This is a genomic window from Parahaliea maris (assembly GCF_008064665.1).
Lineage (GTDB): Bacteria > Pseudomonadota > Gammaproteobacteria > Pseudomonadales > Halieaceae > Parahaliea > Parahaliea maris.
On record NZ_VRZA01000002.1, the window covers coordinates 280,267 to 297,300 of the forward strand.

General features: G+C 64.4%; 15 protein-coding genes. 14 read left to right on the plus strand and 1 reads right to left on the minus strand.

The features are described 5' to 3' along the window. Positions 1-197 precede the first annotated feature (197 nt). On the plus strand, positions 198-2,309 hold the full coding sequence (locus FV139_RS05665; RefSeq protein ID WP_148067290.1) for a dipeptidyl-peptidase 3 family protein: 2,112 nt from the start codon (positions 198-200) through the stop codon (positions 2,307-2,309). 214 nt (positions 2,310-2,523) lie between these two features. Next, entirely contained in the window at positions 2,524-3,279 is a 756-nt protein-coding gene (locus FV139_RS05670) for an SDR family NAD(P)-dependent oxidoreductase (protein ID WP_148067291.1), read from the plus strand. Between the two features lie 21 nt (positions 3,280-3,300). On the opposite strand, the gene FV139_RS05675 is transcribed toward FV139_RS05670, so the two are convergent. Beyond that, positions 3,301-4,275, minus strand: coding sequence for a tRNA dihydrouridine synthase (locus tag FV139_RS05675; protein ID WP_148067292.1), 975 nt, complete (start codon positions 4,273-4,275; stop codon positions 3,301-3,303). Positions 4,276-4,478: 203 nt separating this feature from the next. Between FV139_RS05675 and FV139_RS05680 the strand changes: the two genes are divergently transcribed. The 12 genes from FV139_RS05680 to truD all read left to right on the plus strand — a co-directional run bounded on the left by FV139_RS05680 (position 4,479) and on the right by truD (position 17,026). Then, positions 4,479-4,730 (plus strand): OadG family protein, encoded by a 252-nt coding sequence (locus FV139_RS05680; protein ID WP_148067293.1) that lies wholly within the window; start codon positions 4,479-4,481, stop codon positions 4,728-4,730. 40 nt (positions 4,731-4,770) lie between these two features. Further along, complete coding sequence (gene oadA, locus FV139_RS05685; protein WP_148067294.1) at positions 4,771-6,573, plus strand: sodium-extruding oxaloacetate decarboxylase subunit alpha; 1,803 nt, start codon at positions 4,771-4,773, stop codon at positions 6,571-6,573. A 6-nt stretch (positions 6,574-6,579) separates the two neighbouring features. After that, positions 6,580-7,881: a sodium ion-translocating decarboxylase subunit beta gene (locus tag FV139_RS05690; protein WP_148067295.1), complete on the plus strand. Its 1,302-nt coding sequence runs from the start codon at positions 6,580-6,582 to the stop codon at positions 7,879-7,881. 165 nt (positions 7,882-8,046) lie between these two features. Continuing rightward, positions 8,047-8,994, plus strand: a complete 948-nt coding sequence (gene accA / locus FV139_RS05695) for an acetyl-CoA carboxylase carboxyl transferase subunit alpha (RefSeq protein WP_148067296.1) — start codon at positions 8,047-8,049, stop codon at positions 8,992-8,994. A 36-nt stretch (positions 8,995-9,030) separates the two neighbouring features. Beyond that, positions 9,031-10,395, plus strand: a complete 1,365-nt coding sequence (gene tilS, locus FV139_RS05700) for a tRNA lysidine(34) synthetase TilS (RefSeq protein WP_148067297.1) — start codon at positions 9,031-9,033, stop codon at positions 10,393-10,395. Positions 10,396-10,525: 130 nt separating this feature from the next. After that, positions 10,526-12,163: a CTP synthase gene (locus FV139_RS05705; RefSeq protein ID WP_148067298.1), complete on the plus strand. Its 1,638-nt coding sequence runs from the start codon at positions 10,526-10,528 to the stop codon at positions 12,161-12,163. Between the two features lie 51 nt (positions 12,164-12,214). Next, positions 12,215-13,066, plus strand: a complete 852-nt coding sequence (gene kdsA / locus FV139_RS05710) for a 3-deoxy-8-phosphooctulonate synthase (protein ID WP_148067299.1) — start codon at positions 12,215-12,217, stop codon at positions 13,064-13,066. Between the two features lie 42 nt (positions 13,067-13,108). Continuing rightward, on the plus strand, positions 13,109-14,398 hold the full coding sequence (gene eno, locus FV139_RS05715) for a phosphopyruvate hydratase (RefSeq protein WP_148067300.1): 1,290 nt from the start codon (positions 13,109-13,111) through the stop codon (positions 14,396-14,398). A gap of 12 nt (positions 14,399-14,410) precedes the next feature. Continuing rightward, entirely contained in the window at positions 14,411-14,779 is a 369-nt protein-coding gene (ftsB, locus tag FV139_RS05720; protein WP_148067301.1) for a cell division protein FtsB, read from the plus strand. Beyond that, on the plus strand, positions 14,776-15,486 hold the full coding sequence (gene ispD / locus FV139_RS05725; protein WP_213004035.1) for a 2-C-methyl-D-erythritol 4-phosphate cytidylyltransferase: 711 nt from the start codon (positions 14,776-14,778) through the stop codon (positions 15,484-15,486). Before ftsB ends, ispD begins: the two co-directional genes overlap by 4 nt. After that, positions 15,486-15,959 carry a 2-C-methyl-D-erythritol 2,4-cyclodiphosphate synthase gene (gene ispF, locus FV139_RS05730; RefSeq protein ID WP_148067951.1) on the plus strand — a complete coding sequence of 158 codons (474 nt, stop codon included), beginning with the start codon at positions 15,486-15,488 and terminating at the stop codon, positions 15,957-15,959. Before ispD ends, ispF begins: the two co-directional genes overlap by 1 nt. Beyond that, positions 15,956-17,026 carry a tRNA pseudouridine(13) synthase TruD gene (gene truD / locus FV139_RS05735; protein WP_148067302.1) on the plus strand — a complete coding sequence of 357 codons (1,071 nt, stop codon included), beginning with the start codon at positions 15,956-15,958 and terminating at the stop codon, positions 17,024-17,026. The genes ispF and truD overlap by 4 nt, the downstream gene beginning before the upstream one ends. Positions 17,027-17,034: the final 8 nt, after the last annotated feature.

The window sequence follows — 17,034 nt, forward strand, 5'->3', positions numbered from 1 at the left end:
ATTCGCACAATTCGTCTCCGTGCGCGGTCCGGCTTTAGCCGGTATGATAGCGCCCTCGCCGAGGCCTGGCTAAGAAATAGGCAGGTGACACAATCTGGCGAAAATTTGAGCAAACCGTCCCGTGGCGACCCACCCGGTCACGCGGTGCGACTCCGGCGCACCACCCTCGCGCCCAATCAGAAAAATAGCAGGATCCTATGAAAAAACTCCTTCTGGCTCCCGTCGCCGCAGCGCTGCTGGTGGCGTGTAACGACAGCAATACGCCCGACCCCGCCGCCAGCGCGACCGCGCCCGCGGCAGTTCACGCCGAGTCCACCGCCAGCGTCGAGGCACCGGCGGAAAGCTTCCGCTACGTCATCGATCGCTTCGCCGATATCCAGGTACTGGCCTACCAGGTGCCCGGCTTTGAGGATCTCAGCCTCAAACAAAAAGAGCTGCTGTATTACCTGCACCAGGCCGCGTACGCCGGCCGGGATATCATGTGGGACCAGAACTACCGCTATAACCTGCGTATCCGTCGCACCCTGGAATCGGTGGTGCGCAACTACCCGGGTGATCGCAGCACTGAAGCTTTCGCCAACTTCATGACCTACGCCAAGCAGGTCTGGTTCGCCAACGGCATTCACCACCATTACTCCACCCTGAAGTTCCAGCCTGCTTTCAGTGCCGAGGACTTCGCTGGCTACGTTAATGCCGTTGCCGAGGCGGATGACCTGCCGCTGGCCGAAGGCCAGGATGTCGCCGGCCTCATTACCGAACTGACGCCCGTCATCTTCGACCCCGCCATCGCACCCAAGAAGGTAAACACCGCCGCGGATGTCGACAAGGTGGCTGCCTCGGCCGTGAATTTCTACGGTGAGGATGTGACCGAGCAGGAAGTGCGGGATTTCTACGCCGCCCAATCCGCCGATGACGGCGATGAGCCTGTCTCTCACGGCCTCAACTCCAAGCTGGTCAAAAACGCTGAGGGCCAACTGGAAGAGAAGGTGTGGAAGGTGGGCGGCATGTATTCGCCGGCCATCGAGCAGATTGTTGTCTGGTTGAACAAGGCCGTTGCCGTCGCGGAGAACGACAAACAGCGCAAGGCACTGGAACTGCTGGTGAAGTACTACCAAACCGGTGACCTGCATACCTTCGACGAATACAGCATTGCCTGGGTCGAGGACAGCGATTCCCGGATCGATGTAGTCAACGGCTTTATCGAAGTCTACAACGATCCCATCGCCTACCGTGGCTCCTTCGAGTCGGTGGTCTCTTTCCGCGATATCGAGACCAGCAAGCGTATCGCCGCCATCGGTGCCCAGGCCCAGTGGTTCGAGGACAACTCGCCGATCATGGACGAGCACAAACGCGCCAATGTCAAAGGCATTCTCGGCAAGGCGATTACCGTTGTTGCCGAAAGTGGCGACGCTTCTCCCAGCACGCCTATCGGCATCAACCTGCCGAACGCCAACTGGATTCGCGCCGGACACGGTTCCAAGTCGGTGAACCTGTCCAACGTTGTCGAGGCCTATGACGCCATACCGAGCAAGGCCCTGCACGAATTCGCCTGGGATGAAGCGGAAATCGAGCGTGCGGAGAAGTACAAGGTAGTGACCGGTGCCCTGCATACCGACATGCACGAGGTGATCGGCCATGCCTCTGGCAAGATCAACCCCGGAGTGGGAACGCCCAAGGAAACCCTTAAACAGTACTCTTCCACCCTGGAAGAGGGGCGGGCCGACCTGGTGGCCCTCTACTACATGATGGACCCCAAGCTGGTGGAACTGGGCGTCATGCCCGACATGGACGCCGGCAAGTCCGAGTACGATGGCTACATCCGCAATGGCATCATGACCCAGTTGTACCGGCTCAAGCCGGGTGAGCTGATCGAGGAAGCGCACATGCGCAACCGCGCCATGGTGGCTCGCTGGGCTATGGATATGGGCAAAGAGGATAATGTCATCGAGCGCCGCGAGCGCGACGGCAAGACCTATTTTGTCGTCAACGACTACCAGGCACTGCGCGGCCTGTTCGGTGAGCAACTGCGGGAACTGCAGCGGATCAAGTCCGAGGGTGACTTCGACGCGATCCAGCACCTGGTTGAGAACTATGGCACCCAGGTCGATCCGGAGCTCCACGCAGAAGTCATCGAGCGCTACGCGGCGCTGGACGTGGCTCCCTACAAGGGTTTCGTCAATCCTTACCTGGAGCCGGTGGTGGAGAATGGCGAAATTGTCGACGTGACCGTCAGCTACCCCGAAACCTTCGAGGAGCAGATGCTGTACTACGCCGAGCACTACTCCTTCCTGCCCAGCGACAACGGCTGATAACCGATAACTGCCGCCCCTGGGGGCGGCAGTCCTCTCCTGTAATGGCACTTGCCGCAGTCCCGGGAACGCTTACTACACGACCCCGCAGATAAGCCCTCCGGGGTATAACTTCTGCAGCCACCCCGGGGTTTTGTTGCAGCGGGCTCTGTCACCGCGGCCGCGGCCGGATAGACTTCAGGCACTTTGATTTTCCCTGGCAGTGGAGGACGGCGTGGATCGATTCGAAAACAAGGTCGCTTTTATCACGGGGGCGGCGTCGGGTATCGGCCTGGCCACGGCACGGCGCCTTGGCGAGGAGGGCGCGCGCCTGTTTGCCTGTGATATCAACGCAGAGGGCCTGGAGCGGGAAATGACCGCCCTGCGGGAACGCGGGGTAGAAGTCCGGTTCCGGGTGCTGGATGTGACTGACGACGCCGATTGTGCCGAGGCCGTGCAGGAGTGTGTGGCCGCCTACGGCCAGCTGGATATTCTCTGTAATATCGCGGGCATGGTGTGCACGGCCAACTTTACCGATCTGACGGCCGAGCGCTGGCGCCGGGTGATGGACGTGAACATCAACTCGGTGTTCGTGCTCTGCCTGGCCGCCATGCCCCACCTGCTGGAAAGCGGCGGCAATGTCGTCAACATCGCCTCGACCGCGGGGATTGCCGGGCTGCCCTACAATTCAGCGTATTGCGCCAGCAAGGCCGCGGTGCTGAACTTTTCCAGGGCGCTGGCCGTAGAGTATGCCAGTCGGGGCGTTCGGGTGAATGCGGTGTGTCCTGGGGGCGTGAATACGCCGCTGATCCAGAATGCCCAGGCTCCGGAGGGAGCGGACCTGGCCCTGTTCGGGCGGATGTCGCCCATCACCCCCTTCATGGCCGAACCGGAGGAAATTGCCGGCTCAGTGGCTTACCTCGCCTCGAATGAGGCGCGTTTCGTCACCGGATCTGCGCTGGTGATCGACGGCGGACAAACGGCAGTCTGATCTCTGCCGCCGGCGACGGCCTCAGGCGGCGGCCGCCGGGTTTTGCGCGACCTGTTCCTGCAGCAGCAACTGCTGCAGATCGGCCGGCTTACGCAAGCGCTTGATCCGTTCGAACAGGAGCGCCGCCTGGGGGTAATAGGTGCGCAGGTAGACCAGCCACTGCTTCAGCGGATTGCCGACGCAGTCGGCGTCGTAGCTCGCCAGGGTCAGGTCGAAGAAGGTCAGGATGAGGTCGCAGACCTCGGCCCAGGCCAGCGGTGCGATGTCCTCCCCACTGTCGGCGGCGCGCAGCAGGCGCGGCAGGTCGGGGCGGCACAGTGCCCCACGGCCCAGCATCAGGTCGCCGCACTGGCTGACGTCACGGCAGCGGCGGGCGTCTTCAAGACTCCACACCTCGCCGTTGGCGATCACTGGAATGGCCAGCCACTGGCGCGCCAGGGCGATCTGGTCCCAGTGGGCCGGGGGCCGGTAACCCTGGCGCTTGGTGCGGGCGTGAATGGTCAGTTCACTGGCGCCGGCCCCGGCAATGGCCTGGATATTGTCCCGGAAGCGTTCGGCGTCGTCGTAACCCAGGCGTATTTTCACGGTCACCGGGGTGGTCGCAGGCACCGCCTGGCGCACCGCCTCGACAATAGCGCCGACCCGCTCCGGTTCGCGCAGCAGGATGGAACCGCCGTCGGAGCGGTTGACGGTTTTTGCCGGGCAGCCAAAGTTGAGGTCGATACCCGGCGCGCCCAGTTCCGCCCCCCGCGCAGCGTTTTCCGCCATCGGCTGTGGCTGCCCGCCCAGCAGTTGCAGGTATACCGGTACCCCGGCCGGAGTGGTTCCCGCGCTCGCCAGTTCCGGGCAGATCCGGTGAAACACCCGCGGTGGCAGCAGGCGATCGCTCACCCGCAGGAATTCGGTGACGCAGCGGTCCAGCCCGCCCAGTGAGCTGAGCAGGTGGCGCATGGTGTGGTCGATAACCCCCTCCATGGGGGCGAGCATGAGTCGCATGGTGCTGTTCTTGCGTTAGTCGCTGATGCCGGCCCGGACGCCTTGAGTCAAGTCCAGGCCCCGGGGTTGATTGGGCCAGGGCGGGATTATACGCGTTGCGGCTCGCCCTGCGGAATGCCACTTTGGCGTTATTGGTCATCGGCCACCGTCCTGCTTTATGATACCTGACTTGTTTCAGACGCCGCAGGCAACCAGGGGGAATCATGCAGGCCGGCATTATCGATCAGGGGCTCGAGCTCATGCTGTACGGCATGGGCACCGTGGTGGTGTTCCTGGCGCTGCTGGTGCTCGCCACGACTGTCATGTCGCGCCTGGTGGAACGCTACTTTCCCGAGCCGGAACCGGAACTGCCAGCGCCGCGCAAGGCCGCCGCCCTTGCCGCCGACCCGGCCGCCGACCCCCAGCTTGTCGCGGTGATCAGTGCCGCCATTCATCAACATCGCAACCGTCGCTGATCCCGGCGCACGGCCTTACCAGTGAAAGAGGTATCCTGTCATGGAAGCAACTAAACGTCCCCTGGGCATCACCGATGTGGTACTGCGGGATGCCTCCCAGTCGTTGCTGGCGACTCGGGTGCGGCTCGATGACATGCTGCCCATTGCCGAGAAACTGGACGCGGTCGGTTTCTGGTCGCTCGAGTCCTGGGGCGGGGCGACCTTCGATGCCTGCATCCGCTACCTGGGCGAGGACCCCTGGGAGCGTATCCGCGAACTGAAAAAGGCCATGCCCAATACGCCTCAGCAGATGCTGTTCCGGGGTCAGAATATCCTCGGCTATCGCCATTACGCCGACGACGTGGTGGCCAAGTTTGTCGAGCGGGCAGCGGTCAACGGGGTAGACGTGTTCCGCGTGTTCGACGCCATGAACGATATGCGCAACATCGAAGTGGCGCTGAAGGCGGTCAAGCAGGTGGGCAAGCACGCCCAGGGCACCATCTCCTACACCTTGAGCCCGGTGCACGACATCGATACCTGGGTGGAGCAGGGCAAGCGCATCGAGGACATGGGCGCCGACTCCATCGCCATCAAGGATATGGCGGGGCTGTTGCGGCCCTACGACGGCTATGAACTGGTCAAGCGCCTCAAGGCCAGCTGTGATATTCCGATCCACATGCAGTGTCACGCCACCACCGGGCTGTCCACCTCCACCATTCTCAAGTGCGTGGAGGCGGGCATCGACAATGTCGATACCTCCATTTCCTCCATGTCCATGACCTATGGCCACTCGCCCACCGAGACTGTAGTGGCCATTCTCCAGGGCACCGACCGCGATACCGGCCTGGACATCGAAAAGCTGGAATCCATTGCCGCCTACTTCCGCGAGGTGCGCAAGAAATACGCGAAATTCGAGGGATCACTGCGCGGTGTCGACTCCCGCATCCTGGTGGCACAGGTGCCGGGCGGGATGCTGACCAACATGGAAAACCAGCTTCGCGAGCAGGGCGCTGCGGACCGCCTCGACGAGGTGCTGGAGGAGATTCCACGGGTGCGCAAGGACCTGGGTTACATTCCGCTGGTCACGCCAACTTCACAGATCGTTGGCACCCAGGCCGTACTCAACGTGCTTACCGGGGAGCGCTACAAGTCGATTTCCCGGGAAACCGCGGGGGTACTCAAGGGCGAGTACGGTGCCACGCCGGCACCGGTGGACGGTGATCTGCAGCAGCGGGTGCTGGAGGGCGGTGAGGCCATCACTTGCCGCCCCGCGGACCTGTTGAGCCCGGAGGTCGATACCCTGAGTGACGAGCTGCGTAAGTTGGCGGGCGAAAAAGGTATCAAGCTGACCACTGGGGAGGGTGAGATCGACGATGTACTGACCTACTCCCTGTTCCCCCAGGTCGGGCTCAAGTTCCTCGAGAATCGCGGTAATCCGGACGCCTTCGAGCCGGCGCCGGGCAGCGAGCCTGCGGCCCCTGCGGCAGCACCCGCCGCGCCGGCCGCTCCCCAGGAGGGCCCGGCAGTGTACACAGTTCGTGTCAACGGCCAGTCCTATGTGGTTGAAGTGGCCGACGGCGGCGAGGTGACGTCGGTGCAGTCGGCGGCGCCTGTTGCGGCGCCCGCTCCCGCCCCGGCGCCAGCTGGCGGCGGTGAACCCCTGCCGGCTCCGCTGGCGGGCAATATCGTGCGGATCAACGTGGCCGCCGGTGATGCCGTCTCCTCCGGTGACGTGGTGCTGGTGCTGGAGGCCATGAAGATGGAAACCGAGGTGAGGGCACCCCGGGATGGCAGTGTCGGCGAGGTCTGCGTGAAAGTCGGTGACGCCGTGAAAGTGGGCGATGCGCTGATCAAGCTGGGATAAGACCGCATGGAAAACCTGCTCACATTGTGGCACGCCTCCGGACTGGTGCAGATGGAGATCGGCCAGGCGATCATGATCCTGATCGGCCTGCTGCTGTTGTTCCTGGCCATTCGCAAGGGCTTTGAGCCCCTGTTGCTGGTGCCAATTGGCTTTGGCGGCATCCTTGCCAACATCCCCGGGGCGGGCCTCGCCTACTCGGCGGTGGAGAATGCCCTGCATCACGCCGACCCCCGGGTGCTGGCGGAGGTGGCGCAGCTGTTCAGCCTGCCTGCCGATGCCGGCATCAAGGCGATCATGGCCGCCTATGACAGCGCGGGGCCGGTGGCGCAGATGGCCCTGAAAGGGCTGGCCGAGAGCGCCGGCTACAACAACGGCATGCTCTACAACTTCTATACCGTGGCCATCGCCTCCGGTGTGGCGCCGCTGGTGATTTTCATGGGGGTTGGGGCGATGACCGATTTCGGCCCCCTGCTGGCCAATCCCCGCACCCTGTTCCTCGGCGCCGCCGCCCAGTTTGGCATCTTCGCCACGGTGCTGGGCGCGGTGGGCCTGACCGCACTCGGGCTGATGGATTTCAGCATCGCCGACGCCGCCGCAATCGGCATTATCGGTGGCGCCGATGGGCCGACGGCCATCTACGTTTCCAGCGTTCTGGCCCCGGATCTGCTGGGCGCCATCGCGGTGGCGGCCTATTCCTACATGGCCCTGGTGCCGATGATCCAGCCGCCGATCATGCGCCTCCTGACGACAAAAGAAGAGCGCGCTATCGAGATGAAGCAGCTGCGGCATGTGTCCAGGCGGGAGAAAATCGTGTTCCCGCTGGTGCTGCTGATCCTGGTGGCCCTGCTGCTGCCGGACGCGGCGCCCCTGCTCGGCATGTTCTGTTTCGGCAACCTGATGAAAGAGTGCGGGGTGGTGGAGCGCCTGTCGGATACCGCCCAGAACGCCCTGATCAACATCACCACCATCTTTCTCGGCCTGTCGGTGGGCTCCAAGCTGGTGGCCAGCAAGTTTCTCGATATCGAGACCCTGGGCATTCTCGGGCTCGGCATTGTCGCCTTCGGCATTGGCACGGCCTGCGGGGTATTGATGGCCAAGCTGATGAATCGCTTCAGCAGTGTGCCGCTGAACCCGCTGATCGGGTCGGCCGGGGTATCGGCGGTGCCGATGGCTGCGCGGGTGTCGAACAAGCTCGGCCTCGAGGCCAATCCGCAGAACTTCCTGCTGATGCATGCCATGGGGCCGAATGTGGCCGGGGTAATCGGCTCCGCGGTGGCCGCCGGGGTGATGATCAGCCTTGTCGGATAAAAAGTCGGATAAAAAGTCGGATAAAAGGTCGGATAACAAGCGTGTAATGGCCGTGCAATGAGCTGCCGAAGAAAAAGAACGGATGCCGTGCTGATCGCATTAGGTATCCGTCCTCTATTTTTTGTACACTGTGCGACTTATACGAATTAGCCGGGCCCAGGACGAATGAACCCCAACTATCTTGATTTTGAACAACCCATTGCCGAGCTGGAAGTCAAGATCGAAGAGCTCCAGCACGTGGGCTCAGACGCTGATATCAATATCAGCGAGGAAATCGAGAAGCTGCGAGAAAAGAGCACCAAGCTCACCGAGAAAATCTACGGCAACCTCAGTCCCTGGGACATCGTCAAGGTCGCGCGCCATCCCCTGCGGCCCTATTCGCTGGATTACATTCCCCGTATTTTCACCGAGTTCGATGAACTGCACGGTGATCGTCGCTTCGGCGACGACCGCGCGATCGTCGGCGGGGTAGCGCGCCTGGCGGGACGCCCGGTCATGGTGATCGGCCAGGAGAAGGGGCGGGCAGTCAAGGACAAGGTCATGCGTAACTTTGGCATGCCCAAGCCCGAGGGTTACCGCAAGGCCCTGCGCCTGATGGAAATGGCCGAGCGCTTCAAGATGCCGGTGGTGACCCTCATCGATACCCCCGGGGCCTACCCCGGTATCGACTCCGAAGAGCGCGGCATTTCCGAGGCCATCGCCCAGAACCTGGCGGTAATGTCCCGCCTGGCTACGCCCATTATGTGCGTGGTGATCGGGGAGGGCAGCTCTGGTGGCGCCCTGGGTATTGGCGTGGGTGACCACCTGGCGATGCTGCAGTACGCCACCTACTTCGTGATTTCCCCCGAGGGCTGCGCCAACATCATCTGGAAGAGTTCGGAGTTCGCGCCGGATGCAGCCCAGGCGATGGGGGTAACCTCCAGCGTGCTGGAGGAGCTCGGCATTGTCGATGCCACCATCCCCGAGCCGCTGGGTGGGGCCCACCGCAATGTCGGCCAGATGGCCGAGCGTATCCAGCAACACCTGATTGGCGAGCTCGACCGGCTGCAGCAGATGCCGCTGGATGAAATGCTCGAAAAGCGCTATCAGCGCCTGATGTCCTACGGCAACTAACGCGCCCCGGCCCCCGCGGGCCGGCCCCCGATAGCCGTGGCCTCGTCCGCACTCACTGTCGATCACGTTCTCCACCAGCTGCTTCCGCTGGCAACTGCCCCCCACTGGTGGGTGGCCTACAGCGGGGGACTCGACTCCACGGTGCTGCTGCACCTGCTGGTCAACGCACGCCGGATCAACCCCGGCCTGCCTGCTCTCACCGCGCTGCATGTCCACCACCAGTTACAGGCGGAGGCCGACAGCTGGCTGGCGCATTGCAAGCAGCAGTGCGAGGGGTTGGGGGTGAACTTTGATGCGCAGCGAGTTGCGGTAGCGGTGCAGGGGCGCGGCCTGGAAGCCGCCGCCCGCGACGCCCGGCAAGCGGTGTTTGCGAACCGCCTGGGTCAAGGTGAAGTCCTGCTGACGGGCCACCACCAGGACGATCAGGTCGAGACCTTTTTCCTGCGCCTGCTGCGTGGCGCTGGGGTGGAGGGGCTGGGCGCCATGGCAGCCAGTCGCCCGCTGGGGGAGGGGCAGCTGCATCGACCGCTGCTGGAATTTCCCCGGGAACAGCTGCTGGCCTACGCCCGCCTGTACAACCTGTCCTGGATCGAGGACCCCTCCAATCGCGATACCGACCTGGACCGCAATTACCTGCGGTCCCGGGTGCTGCCTATGTTAGCCGAGCGCTGGCCGGGATACCGGGCCACAGTGAGCCGCGCTGCCCTCGAGCAACAGGCGGCCGCCCACGCGCTGGCAGAGGACCTGCCCCCGATCACGACGCTCCACAATCGCTTTGGCGACCCGGGGCTGCCCCTGGATGATGTGCTGGAACAGGGGGATGCCCAGGCCGCACGGCTGCTCCGGCGCTGGTTGCGGCAGCAGGGGCTGCGCGCCCCCGATCGGGCCAGCTTGCTGGAATTCCTGCGTCAGCTGGGGCAGGCTGCGGCCGATCGTGAGCCGCGGCTGGTCGTCGACGGTGCGGTGTTTCAGCGCTTCCTGGGGGAGCTGTATCGGCTGCCCGCGACGCCGGATTGGCGGGCCGCCGAAGGGCTGGAGCTGGGCGCCGGGAACCCCCTGACACACCCCGGACTGGGGCGGCTGAGCCTGGTGCCGGCGGGTGAGGGAGAGCCGGGTATTGTGCTCGCCCCGGAAGAGCGTCTGACCCTGCGCTTTCGCAGGGGCGGCGAGCGTTGTCGCCTTGCCAGCAGAGAGGGTAGCCACAGCCTGAAGAAGCTGCTGCAGGAGGCCGCTGTGCCGCCCTGGTGGCGGGAGCGACTGCCGCTGCTCTACCGCGGCGAGGAATTACTGGCGGTGGCAGATTGCTGGTACTGCTCCGGGGACGTCGAAGAGGGGCATAGGGCGAGTCGCAAGCGCTGGCAAGTGCGCTGGGAGCGAAATTCTGCCACCGCCGCCGATTGAGCCAAATGCCGCTTTCTGCTAGTCTGATTTCCCATCTTTTTGCAGTACCCGCGCTCTGTCTGTCGCCCCCGCGTGCGACCCGGAGTGCGGGTTTTGTGTGTCCCGAACAACAGCGTACAGTAGGCTTTTCATGACGCGATATGTCTTCGTCACCGGTGGTGTGGTTTCGTCTCTAGGCAAGGGGATCGCAGCCGCATCCCTGGCGGCGGTGCTGGAGGCCCGTGGCCTGAAGGTCACCATGCTCAAACTGGATCCGTACATCAACGTCGATCCGGGCACCATGAGTCCCTTCCAGCACGGCGAGGTCTTCGTCACCGAGGACGGCGCCGAAACCGACCTGGACCTGGGGCACTACGAGCGCTTCACCCACGCCAACATGCGCCGGAGCAACAACTTCACCACCGGCCGGGTGTACAATGCCGTTCTGCGCAAGGAGCGCCGCGGTGATTACCTCGGCGGCACCGTGCAGGTGATTCCGCACATCACCGACGAGATCAAGCGCCGGGTCATCCTCGGCGCCGGCGATGCCGACGTGGCCGTGGTGGAAATCGGCGGTACCGTGGGTGACATCGAGAGCCAGCCCTTCCTCGAGGCGATTCGCCAGTTGCGTATCGAGGTGGGGTCCAGCCGCGCCCTGCTGATGCACCTGACCCTGGTGCCCTACATTGCCACCGCCGGCGAGACCAAGACCAAGCCCACCCAGCACTCGGTGAAGGAACTGCGCTCCATCGGCCTGCAGCCGGATATCCTGCTGTGCCGCAGCGAGGTGGAAATCGACGAGGGCGCGCGCAAGAAGATCGCCCTGTTCACCAACGTGGAAGAGCGCGCGGTGATCTCCCTGCCCGATGCCGACTCCATTTATCGCATCCCGGGCATCCTGCAGAAGGCGGGCCTGGACGATATCGTGGTGGAGCGCTTTGGCCTCAAGTGCGACAAGGCCGACCTGTCCGAGTGGGACGAGGTGCTGCGCCGGGAGTTCTCCGATACCCGGGGCAAGGTGCGCATCGCCATGGTCGGCAAGTACATGGACCTGCTGGATGCCTACAAGTCGTTGAATGAGGCTCTCAAGCACGCCGGCCTGCAGACCCTGGCCGAGGTCGAAGTGGACTACATCGACGCCGAGGACATCGAACGCGACGGCACCGCGGTGCTGGAGAAAGCCGACGCCATCCTGGTGCCAGGCGGTTTTGGCGATCGCGGTATCGAAGGCAAGATCACCGCCGTGCGCTACGCCCGCGAACACAAGGTGCCCTTCCTGGGAATTTGCCTCGGCATGCACGTGGCCCTGATCGAATACGCCCGTAATGTCTGCCACCTGGAAGGGGCCCACTCCACCGAAATGGAACCCTCCACGCCTCACCCCATTGTCGGCCTGATCACCGAATGGCAGAACGTGGACGGCAGCACGGAAACCCGGGACGAGAATTCCGACCTCGGCGGCACCATGCGCCTGGGCGCCCAGCAGTGCCACCTGGAGCCGGGCTCCAGGGTACGGGAGATCTACGGCAAGGAGTCGGTGATGGAACGCCACCGCCACCGCTACGAGATCAACAACAACTACATCCAGCAGCTGCAGGACGCCGGTGTACGCATTGGTGGCTGGTCGGCCGATCGCTCCCTGGTGGAGATGATCGAACTGCCGGACCACCCCTGGTTTGTCGCCTGCCAGTTCCACCCCGAATTCACGTCCCGTCCCCGCGGTGGCCACCCCCTGTTTACCAGCTACGTGGAAGCGGCGCTGGCCCACGCCGCCGCGGCGCAGGACTGATACCAGTAACTGCCCGGGCCCCCGGCCCGGGCCGATCGAGGATCACGTACCGTGAGTACTGAAACCCTGACGATAGGCGATATCACTATCGCCAACCACGCCCCTTTCGTATTGCTCGGCGGTATCAATGTGCTGGAGAGCCGCGAGCTGGCCCTGGCCGCGGCCGAACACTACGTGGCAGTGTGCGCCAAGCTCGCCATTCCCTACGTATTCAAGGCCTCCTTCGACAAGGCCAATCGCTCGTCCATCCACTCCTTCCGTGGTCCCGGCCTCGACGAGGGCCTGAAAATCCTTGATGAGGTGAAAACCACCTTCGGCGTCCCGGTCATCACCGACGTGCACACCCCGGAACAGGCGGCGCCGGCGGCGGCCGTGTGCGACATCATCCAGTTGCCGGCCTTCCTGGCCCGGCAGACCGACCTGGTGGCGGCGATGGCCGCTACCGGCGCCATCATCAACATCAAGAAGCCCCAGTTCCTGGCGCCCAGCCAGATGGCCAACGTGGCGGAGAAATTCCGCGAGTGTGGCAACGACCGGTTGATGATCTGCGAACGCGGCAGTAATTTTGGCTACGATAACCTGGTGGTCGACATGCTGGGCTTCGGAGTGATGAAGCAGACCTGCGGCAATGTGCCGCTGATTTTTGACGTGACCCATGCCCTGCAGTGCCGCGACCCGGGTGGCGCGGCCTCCGGCGGGCGCCGGGGGCAGGTGGTCGACCTGGCCCGCGCCGGTATGGCCACGGGGCTGGCGGGCCTCTTTCTGGAAGCCCACCCCGACCCGGACAAAGCCCTCTGCGACGGCCCCAGTGCCCTGCCACTGGATCTGCTGGAGCCCTTCCTGGCCCAGGTCAAGGCGGTGGATGACCTGGTCAAGAGCTTGCCGGCACTGACAATTTCCTGAACGCGATCATTCGACGCAATCATTCGAAACGGAGCACATCTCATGAGCAAGATAGCCAACGTACAGGCCTTCGAAGTAATGGATTCCCGGGGCAACCCGACGGTGATGGCCGAAGTCACACTGGAATCAGGGCATGTCGGCTCAGCCTGTGCCCCCTCCGGTGCTTCCACCGGGTCCCGTGAGGCACTGGAACTGCGCGACGGCGACAGCAGCCGCTACCTCGGCAAGGGTGTGCTGAAGGCCGTGGCCAATGTGAACGGCCCCATTCGCGACCTGCTGCTGGGTGTGGACGCAATCGCCCAGCGCGAGCTGGACGACCTCATGATCAAAGCCGACGGTACCGAGAACAAGGCCAACTTCGGCGCCAATGCCATCCTCGCCGTTTCCCTGGCCGCCGCCAAGGCGGCTGCCCAGACCAAGGGCGTACCGCTGTACCAGCACATCGCCGATATTAACGGCACCACCGAGTTCAGCATGCCGGTGCCGATGATGAACATCCTCAACGGCGGTGAGCACGCGGACAACAACGTCGATATCCAGGAATTCATGGTGCAGCCGGTCGCCGCCACCTCCTTCGCCGAGGCCCTGCGCGCCGGTGCGGAAATCTTCCACCAGTTGAAGAAAGTCCTGTCGGCCCGCAGCCTCAACACCGCGGTAGGGGACGAGGGCGGCTTCGCCCCCAACCTGCCCTCCAACGAGGCGGCCCTGGAAGCCATCGCCGAGGCGGTGGCCAAGGCTGGCTACGAGCTGGGTGTGGACGTGACCCTGGCCCTGGACTGTGCCGCCTCCGAGTTCTACAAGGACGGTGTCTACGACCTGGCGGGCGAGGGCAAGCAGTTCTCCAGCGCCGAGTTCTGTGACTACCTGGCGGCCCTGGCCGACGCCCACCCGATCATCTCCATCGAGGATGGCCTGGACGAGTCCGACTGGGATGGCTGGAAACTGCTGACCGACAAGATCGGCGACAAGGTACAACTGGTGGGCGACGACCTGTTCGTGACCAACACCAAAATCCTCAAGCAGGGTATCGAGCGCGGCGTGGGCAACTCCATCCTGATCAAGTTCAACCAGATCGGCAGCCTCAGTGAAACGCTGGATGCCATCGCCATGGCCAAGGATGCCGGCTACACCGCGGTGATCTCCCACCGCTCCGGCGAAACTGAAGACACCACCATCGCCGACCTGGCGGTGGCCACTGCCGCCGGCCAGATCAAGACCGGCTCCCTGTGCCGTTCCGACCGGGTAGCCAAGTACAACCGCCTGCTGCGCATCGAGGCGGAGCTGGGCGCTGCGGCTCCCTACCGCGGCCTGGCAGAGTTCAAGCAGGACTAAGCGACCGCGACGATGCGCTGGCTGCTCGCGGTTCTCGTGGCTCTGCTGCTGGTGCTTCAGTACCGGCTGTGGATCGCCGAGGGCAGTCTCGCCGAGAAGCACCGGCTGGAGCTGCAGGTGGTGGAACAGACCGCCATCAACGCGGAACTCCGGGAGCGCAACGCGGTGCTGGAGCGGGAGGTCCTGGAGCTCCAGAGCGGCAACCGGGGCGTGGAGCAACGCGCCCGGGAGCAACTGGGGCTGATCCGCGAGGGTGAGGTGTTTTACCAGTTTGCCGAGGAGGAAGACTCCCGGCAGAGGCCGGTCGCCAGGCTCCCCAGCCAACCTGACACCGTCAACCCGGACCCCTCCGCCCCCCAGCCCTCGGAGTCCGGCGATTGAGTAGCCCGGCCCTCTACGGTGTCATTCCCGCCGCCGGCGTCGGCCGGCGTATGGGCAGTGACCTGCCGAAGCAGTACCTGCCGCTCGCCGGGGAACCGCTATTGAGTCACAGCCTCCGGGCGCTGCTGGATTGCCCCGGGATGCAGCGGGTGGTGGTTGCCCTGCACCCGGATGACGGTTATGCCGACAGCGTGGCCGCTCTCAGTGACGAACGCGTTGTGCGGGCCGCCGGCGGTGCCGAACGGGCGGACTCGGTGCTGGCCGGGCTCGAGGCTCTGCAACAAATTGCATACGACGATGACTGGGTCCTGGTGCACGACGCGGCAAGGCCAGGCCTGGCTCGCGCGGACCTCGCCCGGCTGATTGCCGGGGTGGGCGACCAGCCGGGTGGTGGCATTCTCGCCCTGCCGGTGGTGGACACCCTGAAGCGCGCCGGTGCAAACGACCTGGTCGAGGCCACGGTGGACCGGGCGCGCTACTGGCGTGCCCAGACGCCCCAGATGTTTCGTCTCGGCGCGTTGCGCGAAGCCCTGCGCGGCGCACTGGCGGCGGGGGTCACTGTCACCGACGAGGCCTCCGCCATGGAGTGGGCCGGACACCCGGTGCAGCTGGTCGAGGGCAGTCCCGGCAACCTCAAGGTGACCGTTGCCGCCGACCTGGCGCTGGCCGGCTTCTACCTCGCCTCTTCAACACAGGAAAAGCAGTGATGCGAATCGGCCACGGTTATGATGTGCACCGCTTTGGCCCCGGTGACCAGGTGGTGCTCGGTGGCGTGCCCATTCCCCATCCGCACGGCCTGGTGGCTCACTCCGACGGTGATGTATTACTGCACGCCATCTGCGACGCCCTGCTGGGGGCGATTGGCGCCGGTGACATCGGCCGTCATTTCCCCGATACCGACCCGGCCTATGCCGGTGCCGACAGTCGCGAGTTGCTGCGGGCGGTCTTGGTCAGGGTTGCCGAGGCCGGTTGGCAGCTCGGCAACCTCGACGCCACGGTCATTGCCCAGGCCCCGAAACTGGCGCCGCACGTTGCTGCCATGCAGGCCCACATCGCCGCTGACCTCGATGCCACAGTAGCCCAGGTCAACGTCAAGGCCACCACCACCGAGGGGCTCGGGTTTACCGGCCGGGGGGAGGGTATTGCCGCCCACGCGGTGGTGCTGCTGGTCCCGCGATGACAGTCACCTGGCCCACTGCAGGCGCAGCGCCAACCGGCCGCGGCCTGATCCGCTGCACGCCCGAGGATTTCGTGGTTCGCGAGCAGCTTGGCTTTGCCCCCGACGGCTCCGGCGAGCACGCGTTCCTGCACCTGGAAAAACGCGGGCTCAATACCGCGGACCTGGCCCAGCGGATATCGGAGATATCCGGGGTGCCGCTGCGGGATATCGGCTTCAGCGGCATGAAAGATCGCAATGCCGTCACCAGCCAGTGGCTCAGCGTCGGCCTGGCCGGGCAGCCGGAGCCGGACTGGCTGCAGCTCGAGATAAAGGGCGATGTCCGCGTACTGGAGGCCACCCGGCACGGCCGCAAGTTGCGGCGTGGCGTGCACCGTGCCAACTCCTTTTGCCTGACCTTGCGCCAATTACAGGCCGATCGGGTGGAACTCGAGCAGCGTCTCGCCGGGGTGCGCAGCGGCGGAGTGCCCAACTACTTTGGCGAACAGCGCTTTGGGCTGGGCGGCAGTACCCTGGCCCAGGCCCGGCAGTGGGCCGCCCGCAGCAACAGCGGCCGCGGCGGGCGCAAGATTTCCCGCAACCGCCGCAGCCTCTACCTCTCGGCCCTGCGCTCGCTGCTGTTCAACCGATTGCTGGCGCAGCGGGTTGAAGAGGCCACCTGGAATACCATCCTCCCGGGGGATGTCTGCAGTCTGCAGGGCACCCGCAGCCGTTTCGCCTGTGAGCAACCCGACGCCGACATTACGGCCCGTGCCAGCGCCGGCGACCTGCACCCGGCACTGCCCCTGTGGGGGCGGGGCGAAGCCCTGCAGGGGGATGCCCGGCAGCGGGCGCAGGCACCGGTGCTGGCCGAAGAGGAGGGTGTGTGCGCTTTCCTCGAGCAAGCCGGCCTGAGCCTGGACTACCGCCCGGCGCGCGCACTCCCGGATGACTTTTGCTGGGAGTTTTGTGATGATGACAGCCTGCAACTGACGTTCAGTCTGGGGGCTGGAAGTTACGCAACCGCCGTATTGGCGCAGATATTAGAATATTCACAAGGGGACTTTGCGTTTGGTGACGGCAGTGAGTAGCGTCGACC

Excerpts from the sequence above, each read along its gene's own strand:
- FV139_RS05665 (WP_148067290.1), top strand. The coding sequence starts at position 198 with ATGAAAAAACTCCTTCTGGCTCCCGTCGCCGCAGCGCTGCTGGTGGCG.
- FV139_RS05675 (WP_148067292.1), bottom strand. The coding sequence starts at position 4,275 with ATGCGACTCATGCTCGCCCCCATGGAGGGGGTTATCGACCACACCATG.
- FV139_RS05680 (WP_148067293.1), top strand. The coding sequence starts at position 4,479 with ATGCAGGCCGGCATTATCGATCAGGGGCTCGAGCTCATGCTGTACGGC.
- oadA (WP_148067294.1), top strand. The coding sequence starts at position 4,771 with ATGGAAGCAACTAAACGTCCCCTGGGCATCACCGATGTGGTACTGCGG.
- FV139_RS05690 (WP_148067295.1), top strand. The coding sequence starts at position 6,580 with ATGGAAAACCTGCTCACATTGTGGCACGCCTCCGGACTGGTGCAGATG.
- accA (WP_148067296.1), top strand. The coding sequence starts at position 8,047 with ATGAACCCCAACTATCTTGATTTTGAACAACCCATTGCCGAGCTGGAA.
- FV139_RS05705 (WP_148067298.1), top strand. The coding sequence starts at position 10,526 with ATGACGCGATATGTCTTCGTCACCGGTGGTGTGGTTTCGTCTCTAGGC.
- eno (WP_148067300.1), top strand. The coding sequence starts at position 13,109 with ATGAGCAAGATAGCCAACGTACAGGCCTTCGAAGTAATGGATTCCCGG.
- ftsB (WP_148067301.1), top strand. The coding sequence starts at position 14,411 with ATGCGCTGGCTGCTCGCGGTTCTCGTGGCTCTGCTGCTGGTGCTTCAG.
- ispF (WP_148067951.1), top strand. The coding sequence starts at position 15,486 with ATGCGAATCGGCCACGGTTATGATGTGCACCGCTTTGGCCCCGGTGAC.
- truD (WP_148067302.1), top strand. The coding sequence starts at position 15,956 with ATGACAGTCACCTGGCCCACTGCAGGCGCAGCGCCAACCGGCCGCGGC.